This window comes from Devosia yakushimensis (genome assembly GCF_030159855.1).
GTDB lineage: Bacteria > Pseudomonadota > Alphaproteobacteria > Rhizobiales > Devosiaceae > Devosia > Devosia yakushimensis.
Map to the genome: position 1 here is coordinate 121,140 of NZ_BSNG01000004.1, position 16,843 is coordinate 137,982.

The 16,843-nt window shown below is 63.4% G+C and carries 15 protein-coding genes; 9 read left to right on the forward strand and 6 right to left on the reverse strand.

Annotated elements, in window-relative coordinates:
• Positions 1 to 16 precede the first annotated feature (16 nt).
• Positions 17 to 1,570 (reverse strand): phosphodiester glycosidase family protein, encoded by a 1,554-nt coding sequence (locus QQL79_RS21175; protein ID WP_284394132.1) that lies wholly within the window; start codon positions 1,568 to 1,570, stop codon positions 17 to 19.
• A 154-nt stretch (positions 1,571 to 1,724) separates the two neighbouring features.
• Between QQL79_RS21175 and QQL79_RS21180 the strand changes: the two genes are divergently transcribed.
• Positions 1,725 to 3,248: a YifB family Mg chelatase-like AAA ATPase gene (locus tag QQL79_RS21180; protein WP_284394133.1), complete on the forward strand. Its 1,524-nt coding sequence runs from the start codon at positions 1,725 to 1,727 to the stop codon at positions 3,246 to 3,248.
• Complete coding sequence (locus QQL79_RS21185) at positions 3,248 to 3,655, forward strand: NUDIX domain-containing protein (protein ID WP_284394134.1); 408 nt, start codon at positions 3,248 to 3,250, stop codon at positions 3,653 to 3,655. The genes QQL79_RS21180 and QQL79_RS21185 overlap by 1 nt, the downstream gene beginning before the upstream one ends.
• Here QQL79_RS21185 and QQL79_RS21190 read toward each other — a convergent pair.
• Together QQL79_RS21190 and cfa are read right to left on the reverse strand one after the other, a co-directional pair.
• On the reverse strand, positions 3,652 to 4,074 hold the full coding sequence (locus QQL79_RS21190; RefSeq protein WP_284394135.1) for a tetratricopeptide repeat protein: 423 nt from the start codon (positions 4,072 to 4,074) through the stop codon (positions 3,652 to 3,654). The two genes, QQL79_RS21185 and QQL79_RS21190, sit on opposite strands and share 4 nt — an antisense overlap.
• Positions 4,075 to 4,178: 104 nt before the next feature.
• Positions 4,179 to 5,294, reverse strand: a complete 1,116-nt coding sequence (gene cfa / locus QQL79_RS21195; RefSeq protein WP_284394136.1) for a cyclopropane fatty acyl phospholipid synthase — start codon at positions 5,292 to 5,294, stop codon at positions 4,179 to 4,181.
• Between the two features lie 159 nt (positions 5,295 to 5,453).
• On the opposite strand from cfa, the gene QQL79_RS21200 reads away from it, so the two are divergent.
• On the forward strand, positions 5,454 to 6,101 hold the full coding sequence (locus tag QQL79_RS21200) for a DUF1294 domain-containing protein (protein WP_284394137.1): 648 nt from the start codon (positions 5,454 to 5,456) through the stop codon (positions 6,099 to 6,101).
• A 33-nt stretch (positions 6,102 to 6,134) separates the two neighbouring features.
• Here QQL79_RS21200 and QQL79_RS21205 read toward each other — a convergent pair whose 3' ends face one another.
• From QQL79_RS21205 to QQL79_RS21215, 3 genes are all read right to left on the reverse strand, one after another.
• On the reverse strand, positions 6,135 to 6,836 hold the full coding sequence (locus tag QQL79_RS21205) for a helix-turn-helix transcriptional regulator (RefSeq protein WP_284394138.1): 702 nt from the start codon (positions 6,834 to 6,836) through the stop codon (positions 6,135 to 6,137).
• 63 nt (positions 6,837 to 6,899) lie between these two features.
• Positions 6,900 to 8,015, reverse strand: a complete 1,116-nt coding sequence (locus QQL79_RS21210; RefSeq protein ID WP_284394139.1) for an epoxide hydrolase family protein — start codon at positions 8,013 to 8,015, stop codon at positions 6,900 to 6,902.
• A 427-nt stretch (positions 8,016 to 8,442) separates the two neighbouring features.
• Positions 8,443 to 9,453 carry an aldose epimerase family protein gene (locus QQL79_RS21215; protein ID WP_284394140.1) on the reverse strand — a complete coding sequence of 337 codons (1,011 nt, stop codon included), beginning with the start codon at positions 9,451 to 9,453 and terminating at the stop codon, positions 8,443 to 8,445.
• A gap of 221 nt (positions 9,454 to 9,674) precedes the next feature.
• Here QQL79_RS21215 and QQL79_RS21220 point away from each other — a divergent pair, with 221 nt between their 5' ends.
• The 6 genes from QQL79_RS21220 (at position 9,675) to QQL79_RS21245 (ending at position 16,789) form a co-directional block, all read left to right on the forward strand.
• Positions 9,675 to 10,718, forward strand: a complete 1,044-nt coding sequence (locus QQL79_RS21220; protein ID WP_284394142.1) for a LacI family DNA-binding transcriptional regulator — start codon at positions 9,675 to 9,677, stop codon at positions 10,716 to 10,718.
• 92 nt (positions 10,719 to 10,810) lie between these two features.
• Positions 10,811 to 12,274 (forward strand): xylulokinase, encoded by a 1,464-nt coding sequence (gene xylB, locus QQL79_RS21225; RefSeq protein ID WP_284394144.1) that lies wholly within the window; start codon positions 10,811 to 10,813, stop codon positions 12,272 to 12,274.
• Complete coding sequence (gene xylA / locus QQL79_RS21230) at positions 12,271 to 13,578, forward strand: xylose isomerase (RefSeq protein ID WP_284394145.1); 1,308 nt, start codon at positions 12,271 to 12,273, stop codon at positions 13,576 to 13,578. The genes xylB and xylA overlap by 4 nt, the downstream gene beginning before the upstream one ends.
• Before the next feature lie 155 nt (positions 13,579 to 13,733).
• The gene (locus QQL79_RS21235) at positions 13,734 to 15,344 is read left to right on the forward strand and encodes a glycoside hydrolase family 43 protein (protein WP_284394147.1); all 1,611 of its coding nucleotides are present in this window, start codon (positions 13,734 to 13,736) and stop codon (positions 15,342 to 15,344) included.
• 213 nt (positions 15,345 to 15,557) lie between these two features.
• Positions 15,558 to 16,400 (forward strand): DUF2189 domain-containing protein, encoded by an 843-nt coding sequence (locus QQL79_RS21240; RefSeq protein ID WP_284394148.1) that lies wholly within the window; start codon positions 15,558 to 15,560, stop codon positions 16,398 to 16,400.
• 86 nt (positions 16,401 to 16,486) lie between these two features.
• Positions 16,487 to 16,789, forward strand: a complete 303-nt coding sequence (locus QQL79_RS21245; RefSeq protein WP_284394150.1) for a hypothetical protein — start codon at positions 16,487 to 16,489, stop codon at positions 16,787 to 16,789.
• The last annotated feature ends 54 nt before the right edge of the window (positions 16,790 to 16,843 follow it).

Sequence of the window (16,843 nt, forward strand, 5' to 3'; positions counted from 1 at the left end):
CCCCTGGCCCATCAGCCTATTTGGTGCCGAGCAGCACGATGGCATCGGCGTCGGGGCGCTCCCCGGTGGCGTCCGAAGGCACGCCGATCAGCTTCTGGCCGATGACCATGGCGGTCGAGCCGCCGCCATCGAGATTGATCGCATCCTTGGCGCCCAGCGCCGCGAGCAATGCGCCCATTTCGGGAATGCTGGCGCCCAGGCTATGTTCGGGCCTGCGGCCATCGACAGTGACCAGCAGCAGCCAGCCATCGGCAGTGACGCCGGCCGCGGTGCGCGGATTGCGGCGCACGAACCAGCCATTGAAAAAGCTGTTGCGATCGGTTTCCCCGATCATGTCGGGCGACCAGCCTTCGGGCGTTGGACCCTTGGCGACCGCAACGCCGGCCGCCACCAGGGTCGGGCCGCCATTGACCAGATAGTCGCCCTCACCCAGCGATACCGTCTCGCCGGCGCTGCTGACGGCAATGTCGAAACTCGCAGCTGCCCCGCTCTTGGCCGCCTCCGCCAGCGCCTCGGCCTGGCTACCGGTGGTCTGGACCACAAAGCCCTCAGCCGGCACCGGTCCGCCCAGCGCCGGGGTAGCCGCGATCAGCGCGCCGTCAGCGGCGAACCGGGCCTGAAAGCCCGGGCCACTGGGCAAGGGCGCGCCAAAGGCCGGGGTGAAGATCACGATCTCGTCGGCATCGGTGCAGGTCAAATCATGCGCCGGGGTCTCGAGCGGCGTGTCGCCCGGATTGCCGCAATTGGTGATAAGGCCGGGCTGGCGATTGAGTCCATCGGCCGTAAGGGTCGCGCCACCGGCAAAGCTCAGCGCGATGTCGCTGCGCATATCGGGCAGGATGCCGAACTGCGTGCCCAGGCGCAGCGCCGGCCGACCATTGACCGCCTCGCTGACCACCTGGCCATCGATGACGCTGATGCCGGCTGGATCGCCGGGCGTGCCACCGGTTTCGTTGACAACGAAATAGCCGCCATTAACCGCTGCGATGGCGTCCAATCGCTGGGCAATCGAGGAGGTGGTCTCCCGGCCGGCCACGGCATCGGCCGCCAGGGCCGCCTGCACCGAACCCTCGAACCGGCTTGGGTCAATCGCCAGGATATCGACGACGAAGGGTCCCTGCGCCGCCCCGCCATCTTCGCCGGTAAAACGCAGCGCCGGCTTGAGCCCCGCGGCCACCAGGGCGGCCATGCCGTCGGCGGCCTCGGCAGCGGTCGCGAATTGGCCGGAGCGGATCATGTGACCCAGCGGCTTGCCGTCGAGCGAAAAGGTGCTGGGGTCGCGGCGCGGCTCCAGCCCGGCAGCCACGAGCTTTTCTTCCAGATTCTGGGCGGCCGCATCGGTAGCGGCAAAGCCGATCTCGATGGTCCAGAACTGGCTCTCGGCCGTGCCGCCGCGCAGGATATGAACATGCTGCACGCCGGGCACCACATCCTCTGTGCTGCGCTCTTCCTGCAGGCCGGCGCTGCCCAGCGGCAGCTCGGCTTCGGGCAGCGTCCAGGCCCAGGCTTGCGGCACTATCGCGGCGCCGAGCGAAAAGGCGAGTAACAGAGAGGTGGAAATCTTGGACATGCCGGGCTCCGGACTGGGTGTGTGTAACCCTTCCCTAGCGGCCCCCTGTAACGGCGCTGCGACGCCGGGATGAACCTTGCCGCTGTTCGCTCTACGTTCTTGTTCGTCCCAATGAGCTCTGTTAGGGTCCAAGCGGGTTTGGGGGGTGTTGGGCATGGTCACTCGCGTTGCGACCGTGGCGTTTCAGGGCATCGAAGCGGTGCCGGTCGATGTGCAGGTGCAGATCGCGCCGGGCATGCCGAAATTCCTGATGGTGGGCTTGCCCGACAAGGCGGTCAAGGAGGCGAGCGAACGCGTCTATGCCGCCATGATTGCCTCGGGGCTGGGCCTGCCGCCCAAGCGCATTACCGTCAATCTTGCTCCGGCCGATCTGCCCAAGGAGGGCAGCCATTACGATCTGCCCATCGCCCTGGGCCTGATGGCGGCCATCGGGGCCATCCCGCAGGATGCGCTCGACAATTATCTCGTATTGGGCGAGTTGGGGCTGGATGGACGCCTTGCCCCGGTCAGCGGCGTGCTGCCGGCGGCCATTGCCGCCCAGGGGCGGGATCTGGGCATTATCTGTCCGGCTCCTTCGGGGCCCGAGGCGGCCTGGGCCGGCGAGGGTATCGATATCGTCGCCGCCGAGAGCCTTCTGGCGCTGGTCAATCACCTGACCGGCCGCCAGCTTGCCGCCCGGCCGCAGCCCCGCAAATACCTGCCGAACGGAGCGCTGCCCGATCTGGCCGAAGTGCGCGGCCAACAGGTGGCGCGGCGGGCGCTCGAAGTGGCGGCGGCCGGCGGGCATAACATGCTGATGATCGGTCCGCCCGGCGCCGGCAAATCCATGCTGGCGGCGCGGCTGCCTTCGATCCTGCCGCCGCTCAATCCACGCGAATTGCTCGATATTTCGATGATCCAGTCCATTGCCGGCGAATTGGCTGGCGGCGCTATTTCCGACCGGCGGCCGTTCCGCGCGCCACACCATTCCGCCTCCATGGCGGCTTTGGTCGGCGGCGGCCTGCGGGTGCGGCCCGGCGAGGTGAGCCTGGCGCATAATGGCGTGCTGTTTCTCGACGAATTGCCCGAATTCTCACCCCAGGTGCTCGATAGCTTGCGCCAGCCGCTCGAAAGCGGGGAAACCGTCATTGCCCGGGCCAATGCCCGCGTCAGCTATCCCAGCCGGGTGCAGCTGATCGCGGCGATGAATCCCTGCAAATGCGGCATGGCCGGCACGCCCGGCCACACCTGCAAGCGCGGCGCCGCCTGCGCGGGCGATTACCAGGCCCGCGTTTCCGGCCCCTTCCTCGATCGCATCGATATCCGCATCGATGTGCCCGCCGTCACCGCCGCCGATATGATCGCCCCGGCCGCGGCCGCAGAAAGTTCCACGACCATCGCCCGGCGCGTCGCCATTGCGCGGGAACGGCAACGCCAGCGCTTCCTCGAGCATGGTGCGCCCGAAATCTTCACCAATGCCGCGGCCGGGCCGACGCTGATCGAAAAACTGGTCAACCCGGACAAGGAGAGCCAGAACCTGCTCCTGCAGGCCGCCGAAAGGTTCAATCTCTCCGCCCGCGCCTATCATCGTGTGCTCAAGGTGGCGCGTACCCTGGCCGATCTAGCCGGGACCGATCGGGTGGCGCGCCCCCATATCGCCGAGGCGCTGAGCTATCGCGTCAATATGGGGTTGGCATAGTGGCCCACCGCATTTCCGCCGGCGCCTTGGTGCTGCGCGAGGAGAAAATTCTGCTGGTGCGTCATCACCGGACGGGTCGCCATGATTTCTGGGTCGGCCCAGGTGGTGGCGTCGAAGGCGGCGAAACGCTGGAAGCTACAGCAGAACGCGAAACGCTGGAGGAAAGCGGCGTGACCATAAAGGTCCGACGCCTAGCCTATCTTGACGAATTGTGGAGCGACACCGAAATCGACGTGACGGCCAATCCCGCCGAAAGCGAATCCATCATCGAAGCCAATTGGTTTGCCCGCGATCAATTACCTTCCGGCCACCTCTTCCCAGAGCCATTGCGCGATCGCTTCTGGTCAGACCTGCAAACCGGCTTCGCTGCCCCCATCAAGCTGCCGCTGCGCCGGCTGCATTTTTAGGGCGCGGCGTCGAGGGCGGCCTTGAGTTCGCGATATTCTTCGCAGTCCAGGCCGCAAACCGTCTCGATGACGGCCAGGCGGTCGGCCGCCTTGTCCCGCGCCCCGGTCTCAATATAGAGCTCGCCGAGATATTCATTGGCGCCAAGGTGACCGGGCTCGATTGCAAGCGCCCGCAGATAAAATCGCTCGGCACCGGCCAGGTCCCCGGTGTGACGCAATGTATAGGCCAGCAGGTTGAGGCTATCGGCATCGTCGGGATCGGCGGTCACCAGCCGTTGCAGCACCATTTGGGCGCTAAGCCACTTTTCACCTTCGACGAGGCGACGCGCGTCATCAAGCGTGTCGCCCGTGCTGATGTCGATCGCCCGGGCAGGCGCCGACAGCACTGCTAAGACAATGACAAGGATACGGCCGCGCATGACGTGTGCACACCCCATGAGAGCCGCAATCCAAGCATTGGCGCATGGCAGAGTGACGACAGCTGTGCAAAACCCTGTGGACAATGTTCCACGTGAATCACGCCTCAGCGCACGCTCGTATAGCCGCCCGGCACCCCCTGCGGCGACAGCACCACCTGCCAGAGGCTGATATTGCGCGCCCGGAACAGGGCGGCGAAGACATTGAGATAATAGCGCCACATCCGGTAGAAGCGCTCGTCATACTGGTCTTTCAGCCGCGGCCAGGCGGCGACGAACCGCTCATGCCAGGCCATCAGCGTCCTGTCGTAATCGGCGCCGAAATTGTGCCAGTCCTCCATCACGAACAGACCCTCTATGGCTTTGCCTACCTGGGCGATGGAGGGCAGCATGCCATTGGGGAAAATGTATTTTTCGCTCCAGGGATCGCCATGGCTGGTCGAGTTGTGCCCGCCGATCGTGTGCAGCAGCATCAGTCCGCCCGGCGCCAGGAGGTGTGCCGCCTTTTCAAAATAGGCGCGATAATTCTTGTAGCCGACATGCTCGAACATGCCGATCGAGATGATGCGATCGAATTGCCCGTCCAGCGCCTGATAATCGAGCAGTTTCGTCTCGACCGGCAGATGCGCCGTGCGCTCATTGGCAAGGGCGGCCTGTTCCTTGGAGACGGTGACGCCAATGCCCGAAACGCCATAGCGCTCGGCCGCAAATTGCAGGAACCCGCCCCAGCCCGAGCCGATATCGAGAATGCGCATGCCGGGCTCGAGCCCCACCTTGCGGCAGATCAGGTCAAGCTTGGCTTCCTGTGCGGCCTCGAGCGTATTGGCATTGTGCCAATAGCCGCAGGAATAGATCATGCGTTTGTCGAGCATGGCGGCGTAGAGATCGTTGCCGATATCGTAGTGCTTCTCGCCCACCTCGGTAACGCGCAGCCGCTGCAGGTTGAGCAGCTTGCCCTTGAGCACGCTGCCGATCAGGGCCAGGTCCTTGGGGAAATTGTCCTGGATATTGGCGGTGATGAGCTTGAACAGGAACTGGTCGAGCGCTTCGGCATCCCACCAGCCATCCATATAGCTCTCGCCCAGGCCCAGAGTGCCCTGGCTGAGCACCCGGCCATAGAGGCTCTCATTATGCACCTGCACGTCCCAGGGTCTTTCGCCCCCGATCTCAACCTCTGTGCGGGCCAATTGGGTTTGAACGAAACGCTTCGCGGTATTGGACATGACGAACGGCATGAAAAAATGAAAGGAAGCCGCAGCCTAACTCCATCGTCGTTTACCGATCAATAGGAAATGCAAATCGATTTGAGGCCGGGCGGTGGAGGTTGGAAAGGACAAACCTGCTTAACCGGCTGCGCTTATGCTGACTGCAGGGAGACAAGCATGCGCGAAACCGGACAATTGGTCGATTGGAATGACGAGCGCGGCTTCGGCTTCATTCGCGATGCGCGCGGCGAACGCTATTTCGTGCATATCAAATCCATAGAGCGCATTACCACACGCCCCTTTGCGGGCGATCGGGTCAATTTTGAAAAAGGCGTCGATCCGCAGGGCCGCCCGCGCGCAATCAAGGTGCGGATTCTTGGCGCCAACCCTGCCCCATCGCGACAGGTTCGGCTGCGCGAGGAGCCGGTGGCTAACCCGCGGCCCTTCGATATGCGGCCCTGGCTGGCTTTGGTGCTGACCGCACTGCTTGGCTATGATCTCGCCATGGCCGCCGCGCCGGCCTGGCTGGGTCTGGCCTATCTGGTCATGGGCGCCCTGTCCTTCGGGCTATATGCAGCCGACAAACGCTATGCCCAGGCCGGGCAATGGCGCATTGCCGAGGTGACGCTTCACGGGGTCGATCTCGGCTTCGGCATTATTGGCGGCCTTTTGGGGCAAAGCCGGCTGCGGCACAAGACGGCCAAGCCCGGCTTTGCCCTGCTGACCTGGTGCCTGGCCTGTGTGCAACTGCTCTGGCTGGCGGGTATTGCGGCAGGCCGCATCACGCCGGAGGATCTGGCCGTCGTGGCCAATCTGTTCAATTAAGCTCGTTCTGCGATTCACGTGAAACGCCGCCAGCTATTCGCCCCGCCGTTCCGCCGCCAGCACTTCCCGCCATTCGCGTTCGAGGATAACCCGGCGCTTGCCATAGCGATCATCGGTAATATCAAGCGAGACGATACGGTCGGTGCGGAAATTGCGGAAGGCCTGGCGCAGGCAGCACCAGGCGGCAATGACCTGCTTGCCTTCATAATAGGCCAGCTGCACCGGCCAGATGGCGCGCTCGCTGGCGCGGCCACTTTCATCTTCATAGGCAATTTGCAGCGCCTTTTCCGTGCGCATGGCCAGCCGCACCTGGCCCAATACGGGCATGGGCGTTGGGGCCCTTGCGCTCCACACCGCCACTGGCCACAGCCCGGTATCGTTGATGCGGTCGCGCAGGTCTTCGGGCGAGGCGGTTGCAATTTTTGCCAGGGCGTTTTGCGCTGCCGCCCCCAGCCCGTCATCGGGCTGCGCCCCCACCCAGCGCGCCCCCAGAACGAGAGCTTCGAGCTCCTCGGGTGTAAACATCAGCGGGGGCAGGAAGAAGCCAGGTTTCAGCATATAGCCCACCCCCGCTTCCCCATCGATGGGCGCGCCCAGCCCGATAAGGGTTTGCACATCGCGATAGAGCGTGCGGACGGAAACGCCCTGTTCCTCGGCCAGAGCCGCCGCCGTAACCGGCCGGCGATGCCGCCTGAGCGCGTCCATGACCGCAAAGAGCCGCTCGGTTTTGTCCATGTTTCGTTCTCCTCTGGCAGCTCTGGATGCCAGATTCCCACGACCCCGCCAAGCATTCTTGCGCTAGGCGATCTGGCCATAAAACGCGCGGATGTCGTGGGCCATGGCCTCGGGTACTTCGAGGGCCGGGAAATGGCCCCCCTGGCTCAGCTCGGTCCAGCGCACGATATTCCAGAGATTGCGTTCGCCCCAGGCGCGCGGCGCCGGATTGTCGGCGGGCGGCAGGAGAATGGCATGGGGCACATTATGCCTGGCCGGCTTCTTGGGCAATTCGGCATCGGCAAAGGCCTCCTTATAGAGCCGCACCGACGAACCGATGGTCTGGGTGAACCAATAGACCGAAAGGATCGTCGCCAGGTCTTCGAAGTCGAAGGCATTGCTGATATCGCCGCCATTGTCCGACCAGGTGCGGAATTTTTCGAGAATCCAGGCCGCCAGCCCCGCCGGGGAATCGTTCAGGCCCACCGCCAATGTCGCCGGCTTGGTGCCCTGGATCATCGCATAGGCGCCTTCGGCAAAGGCCCAGTAATTGCCGCGCTGGATATAGGCCTGTTCTTCCGGAGACAGGTCGTCGGGCTTGGGGAAGCCGAAATAGACATTGATGTAATGGGCCCCGATCAGGCGCTCGGGGAAATCGCGCACCAGCGCCATGACGGCGCCTGCCCCCATGTCGGAGCCGGAAACGAGAAATTTCGGATAGCCCAGCCGGCTCATCAGCTCGGCCCAGAGCGGGGCAACGCGGGTAAGGTTCATGCCCGGCCGGCTGGGCTTGCCGGAAAAACCATAGCCCGGCAGCGAGGGGATCACGACATCGAAACCAACGCCATCGACCGGCTCGGTCAGCAGCGGCACCAGCGGCAGCAATTCGACGAAATTGCTCGGCCAGCCATTGGCCAGGAGGATCGGCACATTGGTCTCGCCCCGCCCGCGTACATGGACGAAATGCACCAGCTCGCCCTCGATGACCTCGGTAAACTGGGAAAAGCCATTGAGCCGCGCCTCGGCGGCCCGCCAGTCGTAGTCCTCGCGCCAATAGGCAATGAAGCTGCGCAGGAACGCCTCGTCTATCCCATCGTCCCAACCGGCATCCGGCAGGGCCTGGGGAAATCGAGTCTGCGCCAGCCGCGCCTTGAGATCGGCAATATCGGCATCGGAAACGGCAATCGTGAAGGGGGCCATCTTGTCTCTCCTCGTCTCACAGCAACGCTGCAACATGAGGAAAGCTTCAATCAGCCGTGCTGACAGCGCTTGGCAGCAGTGATTCGGCCTATTGCCGCTCTCTGCGGCCCGTTCCCACCCCCGATGTCATCGCGGCCTGCGCCGGAATGACACGGTGGGTACAACGAGACGCCGTGCCGTTTTCCAGCCGCGCATCCCCAGGAACCACCCACACCCACCGCGCTTCCCTCGGGCTTGACCCGAGGGCCGCTCTCAGTCTGGCACAAGCGGCGAATGGCCCTCGGGTCGAGCCCGAGGGAGGCGATTGTGGTGGGGTGGAATTGGGGGCCGTTCCTTAAATCATCCCGGAATAACACCGAGTTTTGGGAAACAGCAACGCCCGCCACCCCTCCCCGCAAGGGGTGGGGCGACGGCTGAGAGCCTGTCGTCAGGCGATCTCGAATTCGCACCAATGGCTATAGGGCCGCTCGGGCGAATAGATCACATTGGGGAAATGCGGATTGTGCACCGCATCGGCAAAGGCCTGGTCTTCTAGGCAGAAGCCGGCATGCTTGCCGTAATGGCGTCCGCCCAGGCCCGGCACGGGAATATCGGTCCAGACGCCATTATAGACCTGCACGCCCGGCCGGTCGGTCCAGAGCTTGAGCGTCAGCGCTCCGTCCGGCCCGGTGACGGTGGCGATGGGGTCGGCGTGATTGCGTCCGGTATCGAGTACCATGCCGATATCGTAATCTACCGCCGCGCCATTGCCGTCCCGCATGGTGCGGGGCTTGCGCAGGTCATATTGCGTGCCGGCCGATGGCAGGATGGCCCCGGTGGGCGCCAGGTCTTCGCCCAGTTGCGTATAGGCGCTCGAATTGACCTGGATACTGTGGTCGAGCACGTCTGGCCCGGTACCCAGGTTGAAATATTGGTGCTGCACGAGGCTGATCGGCGTCGCACGGTCGGTCGTGGCGGCCAGTTCCAGTAGCAGACGATGGCCCTTGAGCCGGTAGGTCGCCGAAAAATTGACATTGCCGGGATAGCCCATGGCCCCATCGGGGCTGAAATGGGTAAAGCGCACCATATTATTGGCTGCGTCCACTTCCCCGTCCCATACCTGCCGGCCCAGACCCTCGGCCCCGCCATGCAATTGCAGGTCACCGACATTTGCCGGCAGCTTGTATGTTTTTCCGTCAAGCTCGAAGGAAGCGCTCTTGATGCGGTTGGCCACGCGCCCGGCCAGCGAACCCAGATGGGGGCTATGGGCGGGATAGGCATCGAAAGTGTCAAAGCCCAGCACCACCGAACGCGGCGCTCCGGCCACCGGCACGCGCCAGTCGCGCACCACAACGCCATACCCGATAATGTCGACTTCAACGCCCGTATCGCTCACCAGGCGAAACTGATCCACCCGCTTGCCTGCGTGCTCGCCGAATGTCGAAACCGCAATGGTCATACTTTTTCCTCCAGAGTCCGGCGGTAAGCTCTAAGCGTTTTCAGGAAAAGTGGACACCACTTTTCCGGTTCGAAAACGCGACAACAAAAAACGTAGAGCCCCCGTTCTGATGCAATCAGAACGGGTAAGCTCTAGCGCGCTTTCTTGGCCGCAAGCAATGTCGGACTTGACCTTTTCTTGAGCGCTGCCGAGTGTACGAGCAAAGAGAAAGGGCTAGTGCCGTGAACGAGATCGGGGCCAGACGGCGCGTCACCGTGCATGACGTAGCGCGGGTGGCAGGCGTGTCGCTCGCCACGGTAGACCGCGTGCTCAATGGCCGCCCCGGCGTGCGCGCGGCGACGGTCGAGAAGGTCGAGACGGCCATTGCCGAGATCGGCTTTCAGCGCGATCTCTCCGCTTCGCTCCTCGCCCGGGCCCGCGATATCGGCGTCACCTTCATCATTCCCGATGGCTCCAATGCCTTCATGGCCAGCCTTGCCGATGCCGTGACCCGCTGGACCGGGCCGGCCCTGACCGACCGGGTGCATATCGAAACCCTGCGCGTCCGTGCGCTGGACGGCGCCGCATTGGCCCAGGCGCTCGATGGACTCGACCCGAAAACCTGCGATTGCGCTGTTATCGTGGCAGGGGAAGATGCGGCCGTTCTCGCTTCGGTCGATGCCGCCACCCGAAGGGGCATGGCCGTGCTGACCCTGGTCTCGGACCTGCCGGGCACCCAGCGGCGGCATTTCATCGGTATCGACAATGCGGCAGCCGGACGCACCGCCGCGTCCCTTCTTGGCCGTTTCCTGCCCCAGGGCGGCAAGGTAGCGGTGATCGCCGGGTCCCTGCATTTGCGCGATCACTCCGATCGGCTGGCCGGCTTTGCCGCTGTCCTTGCCGCCGAATTTCCCGCCATAAATATGGTCGGCCCGCTTGAGGGCCATGATGAAACGTCTGAAACGGCATCCATTGTCGCCGCCCTTCTGGCCGAACATCCCGACCTTTCCGGGCTCTACAATCTCGGCGCCGGCAATGCCGGGCTGGTCGAGGCGCTGGAGGCCTCCGGCCGTGCCGGGACCATTCGCGTCATTGCCCATGAATTGACCACTGCCACCAGGCAAGGCCTGACCAGTGACGCCATAGACGTGGTGCTCGACCAGAATCCGGATGGCGAAATCCGCCAGGCTATCGCGGCGGCGCGGGCCCTGGCGCTGGGCGGCAGCGGGCCGCTGAGCGACGCGCCCATTGAAATCGGGATTTTCCTGCGCGACAATTTGCGCTAAGCAAGACGCCAATCACCAAACCGGCGTGGCCCGAAAACGGGCCGGGAGGACGTTCAGATCATGTTTTCGACCGCAATTGAGGTACGTGCCTCATGACCTTTCTCGGCATTGATATCGGCACGTCCGGCGTCAAGGCGCTGTTGATCGACGAGCGCGGAAAGCCGATCGGGGAAGCTTCGGCCGCCTCGGTCGAGCCCACCCGCCCCCATCCCGGCTGGTCCGAACAGAATCCGGCCGATTGGTGGACGGCCACGCTTGCCGCCGTGGACAAGCTCAGCGCCGCTCATGCGGGTGATCTCGCCAGGGTCCGGGGCATCGGGCTCTCCGGCCACATGCATGGCGCGGTGCTTCTGGGCAGGGATGACGAGGTCCTGCGGCCTTCCATTCTCTGGAATGACGGCCGTTCGGCTGCCGAATGCCTCGAAATGGAAGCCGCTCTTCCGTCGCTGCGCGATATTGCCGGCAACATCGCCATGCCCGGCTTCACCGCCCCCAAAATCGCCTGGGTGCGCAAACACGAGCCCGATATCTACGCCAAGATCGCCAAAGTGCTGCTGCCCAAGGCCTATGTGCGGCTGCTGCTGAGCGGCGAGCATGTCGAGGACATGTCCGACGCGGCCGGCACGCTCTGGCTTGATGTCGCCAAGCGCGACTGGTCCGATGCGCTTTTGGCCGTCACCGGCCTCAATCGGTCCCATATGCCGCGCCTGGTCGAAGGCTCCGCCCCCTCGTCCAGCCTCAAGCCTGATCTGGCCGCGCGCTGGGGCATGTCGGGCAATGTGGTGATTGCCGGCGGTGCCGGCGACAATGCCGCCTCGGCCTGCGGCATCGGCGCGATCCGCCCGGGCGAGGGCTTCGTGTCGCTCGGCACCTCGGGCGTGCTCTTCGTCTCCAATGACCGGTTCCGTCCCAATACCAAGGGCGCGGTGCACGCCTTCTGCCACGCCATCCCCGATACCTGGCACCAGATGGGGGTGATCCTTTCGGCCACAGATAGCCTCAATTGGCTGTCGCGCATCACCGGCCAGAAACAGGCCGAGCTCTCTGCCGCCGCCGAGGCCCAGTTCAAAGGTCCCGGCGAAGAAATCTTCCTGCCCTATCTCTCCGGTGAGCGCACCCCGCATAACAATGCCAAAGCGCGCGGCTCCTTCACTGGCCTCAGCCAAAGCACCGAGCCGGCTCAATTGGCTCAGGCCGTGATGGAAGGCGTCACCTTCGCCATGCGCGATTGCCAGCGCGTCCTGTCCGACGCCGGCACCAAAATCGATCGCCTGCTCGCTGTCGGCGGCGGCTCCAAATCCGCGCTCTGGCTCAAGCTGCTGGCCACCAATCTCGACATGGAAATCGCCCTCCCCGAGGACGGCGATTTTGGTGGCGCGCTGGGCGCCGCCCGGCTCGGCCTCTGTGCCGCCACCGGGGCCAACCCGGCCGACATCATGACCATGCCGCCGATCAAAACCGTCATCGCGCCCGACACATCTCTGTCGGCCGCCTATTCCGACCAATACCAGCGCTATCGCGCCCTTTACCCCGCCATCGAGGAGGCAATTTCGTGAGTGATTTTTTCAAGGGTCTGAGCCAGGTCAAGTATGAAGGCCCGGCCAGCAAGAACCCGCTGGCCTATCGCCATTACAACAAGGACGAAGTGATCGCCGGCAAGCGGATGGAAGACCATATCCGCCCGGCTATCGCCTATTGGCACACCTTTGCCCAGGAAGGCGGCGACCCGTTTGGCGGCCGTACCTTCGATCGCCCCTGGTTCGACAAGGGGCTCGACGGCGCCAAGCTCAAGGCCGAAGTTGCCTTTGAATTCTTCAACCTGATCGACGTGCCCTTCTTTGCCTTCCACGACGTTGATGTGGCCCCCGAAGGCGCAACGCTCGAGGAGAGCAACAAGAACCTGCGCGTCATCGGCGATATCCTGGCATCCAAGATGCAGGAAAGCGGCAAGAAGCTGCTCTGGGGCACGGCGAACCTGTTCTCCAACCGCCGCTATATGGCGGGCGCCGCCACCAATCCCGACCCGGAAGTCTTCGCCTATGCCGCCGGCCAGGTGAAGGCCGTGCTCGAGCTGACCAATGAACTGGGCGGCGAGAATTATGTGCTCTGGGGTGGCCGCGAAGGCTACGAAACCCTGCTCAACACCAAGGTCGGCCAGGAGCAGGACCAGATGGCCCGCTTCCTACATCTGGTCATCGAGCATGCCGAAAAGATCGGCTTCAAGGGCCAGATCCTGATCGAGCCCAAGCCGCAGGAGCCGTCCAAGCACCAGTATGACTTCGACGTCGCCACGGTCTTTGGGTTCCTGCAGAAATACGGCCTCGAAAAGAAGGTGAAGTGCAATATCGAGGTCGGTCACGCCTTCCTCGCAGGTCATTCATTCGAGCATGAACTGGCCGTTGCCTCCTCGCTCGGCCAGCTCGGCTCGGTCGACGCCAACCGCAATGATCTGCAGTCCGGCTGGGACACCGACCACTTCCCCAACAATGCGGGCGAAATGGCTTTGGCCTTCTACTACATTCTCAAGCAGGGCGGTCTGGGCAAGGGCGGCTTCAACTTCGACGCCAAGGTGCGCCGCCAGTCGCTGGACCCCGCGGACCTGCTGCATGGCCACATTCTGGGTCTCGACACCTTGGCGCGCGGCCTCAAGGGCGCCGTCGCCCTGATCGAGGATGGCGAATATGACAAGCTGCTCGATGGCCGCTATGCCGGCTGGGACAATGGCCTGGGCAAGGACATCCTTGCCGGCAAGTTGAGCCTGGCTGACATCGCCGCCAAGGTTCATGCCGACGCCATCAACCCCCAGCCCAAGTCCGGCCGCCAGGAATATCTCGAAAACCTGGTCAACCGCTTCGTCTGATCTAAACACAGGACCCTTCCCCTCTCCCCTTGTGGGAGAGGGTGCCCGAAGGGCGGGTGAGGGGTTCTTTCAACCATCGCAGACCCCTCATCCGGCGCCGCGCGCCACCTTCTCCCACAAAGGGGAGAAGGAAGACGGTGGCGGGAGGAGGAAACATGCCCCAGATCACCAATCCCATCCTGCCCGGCTTTAATCCCGACCCCTCCATTCTGCGTGTCGGTGAGGATTATTACATCGCCACCTCGACCTTCGAATGGTTCCCCGGCGTGCAGATTCATCACTCCAGAGATTTGGCGAACTGGGAGCTGGTCACCCGTCCGCTGACGCGCAAGGCCCAGCTCGACATGCGTGGCGATCCCGATAGCTGCGGCGTCTGGGCGCCCTGCCTCTCCCATGACGGGGAAAAATTCTGGCTGGTCTATACCGACGTCAAGCGCAAGGACGGCTCCTTCAAGGACGCCCATAATTACATCGTCACCGCGCCGGATATCGAGGGTCCCTGGTCCGACCCGGTCTATGTTAATTCCTCGGGCTTCGACCCCTCCCTGTTCCACGATGACGACGGCAAGAAATGGTTCGTCAACATGCTGTGGGACCATCGCGCCCGCCCGCTCAAATTCGCCGGTATCGCGCTACAGGAATTCGATCCCGCCCAGGGTAAGCTCGTGGGTCCGGTCAAGAACATCTACCAGGGCACCGATCTCAAACTGGTCGAAGGCCCCCATCTCTATAAGCGAAACGGCTGGTATTATCTGCTGACCGCCGAGGGCGGTACGGCCTATGACCATGCCGTCACCTTCGCCCGCTCCCGCAACATCTGGGGGCCCTACGAAACCCATCCCGATAAGCACATCCTCACCTCCAAGGACGCGCCCTTCGCCGCCCTGCAGCGCGCCGGCCATGGCGACCTGGTCGAAACCCCCGAGGGCAAGACCTATCTCGTCCATCTCACCGGCCGGCCCACTACGCAGAACCGCCGCTGCGTCCTTGGCCGCGAAACCGCGATCCAGGAAGCCTATTGGGGGCAAGACGACTGGATTCACGTGAAACAGGGACCGGTCCCATCGCTCCATGTCGACGTGCCCGGCACCTTCGACGCCGCAAAATACTGGGCCGAGCAGCGCTACACTTTCGAGGGCGCCCTGCACAAAGACTTCCAATGGCTGCGCACCCCCGAGCCCGACCGGATTTTCACCCTCAAGGACAACAAGCTATGCTTGTTCGGCCGCGAGTCGATCGGCTCCTGGTTCGAGCAATCGCTCGTCGCCCGCCGCCAGACGCATTTTTCCTATGACGCCGAAACCGTGCTGGATTTCCCCGCCACTGACGAGCGCACCATGGCGGGCCTTACCGCCTATTACAGCCGCTACAATTTCTTCTATCTGGCGGTAACAGCCCATTCCGACGGGCAGCGCGAGCTGCTGCTGATGAGTTCGGAAATGAGCTGGCCCGACGGCAATCTGCGTTTCCCAGCCGATCCCTTGCGGATTCCCAATAGCGGCAAGGTCAAGCTGGCCCTAACCATCCGCGGCGCAAAACTGCAATTCTTCTACGCGCTGGACGGCGAGCAATTGCAGCCCATCGGCCCGGTGCTCGACGCTTCCATTCTCTCGGACGAATGCGGTGGGCACCAGGCCCATGGCAGCTTTACCGGCGCCTTTGTCGGCATGGCCGCCCACGATCTCAACGGCACTGCCAGCCCGGCTGACTTTGAGTATTTCGTCTATCGGCCGGTCGAGGACCCGACGGATCGCTACGAGATTTAGCGACTAGGGCGCGCGCCCACCCGCAATGTCATTCCCGCTTTCGCGGGAATGACTCCCCGGTGCAAACGTCCCCTTCACAATTTTCCGAGCCGGGGGCGACAATCTGTCGCATCTGGGCTATCCTTCATCGTCTATCTGGTCGCGCTTCGTGACCGAAGCGATGTTACCCGGTCATGCAACGCGGCCTCCCCACGCTCTGGAGGAGGGCAATTCATGGCGAATTTTCATGTGATTGGCGGCGCTACCGAGGTGCTGGAGCACCCCACGATCCGCAAGATAAGTCTTGCCGATCTGATGGACGCACTTAAGCGCGGAATGTCCGACTTCTGGGCCAAGCCATCCCATTATGTCCTGCTCACCCTGATCTATCCGCTGGTCGGCATCGTGCTGGCCGTCTGGATGTCGGGCTATCACACCTGGCCGCTGCTCTATCCGCTGATGGGGGGCTTTGCCCTGATCGGCCCCTTCGCCGCCATCGGGCTTTATGAAATCAGCCGGCGGCGTGAATTGGGGCTCGATACCTCCTGGGTCCATGCCTTCGAAGTCCTGCGCTCGCCCGCCATCGCTTCCATCGCCGCCGTGGGGGTTTTCCTGTTTGCCGTCTTCACCTTCTGGCTCACCACCGCGCAGGGACTTTACCAAAGCCTCTTTCCTGCCTCGACGCCCGATCAACTGGGCGCCCTGGTCAATCAGGTGCTGACCACGCCCGAAGGATGGACGCTGCTCATCGTGGGCAACCTGCTGGGACTGGCCTTTGCCATCATTACCCTCTGCACGACAGTCGTGGCCTTCCCGCTGCTGCTCGATCGGGACGTGGGCGCCTATGTCGCCGTCACCACCTCGATCCGCGCCGTGCTCAAGAATCCCATCCCCATGTTTGCCTGGGGCCTCATCGTGGCCATCGGATTGGCGCTGGGCTCGCTTCCGCTCTTTGTCGGGCTGGCGGTGGTCATTCCCATCTTCGGCCATGCCACCTGGCATCTCTATCGCAAGGTGATCGAGCCGGCCGCCGCCCCCGCCCCGGCCACGCGGCGCCGTACCTCCAGGGCCAAGTAGCATCTCGCCAAGCCTTCGGCCTTCCGCCATAATTGCAAGGGCACCGGTCTCGTGACCGGTGCCCTTTTCCTGGCTACAAGGATTCCATGTCCCGTTTCCTGATTACCGCCGTGCCCGTGCTGGTGGCTGTTCTCTGTGCCCTGGCTCTCGTCCCCTGGATCCTGGGCATTCCCGGCACCGACAATAATTACGCCAAGGGCTGGACCATCGGTTTTTATGCGATCCTGGCCTATCTCACCGCCTTCATCGTGCTGGCCGTATTGCGCGTCGCCTCCCATCTGGGCTGGTTTCGTTTTCCCGCTCACATTGCCGATAGTCTTTCCTGGTCGGCCGTGCTGGCATTTTGCATCGCCCAGGGCCTGGCCTGGTGGCTGATTCTGGGCAATTGAGCGGGGGGCAAATGCCCGGCGCGCGGTTGTGTCATCCGCCAACCTGCCCTAGTT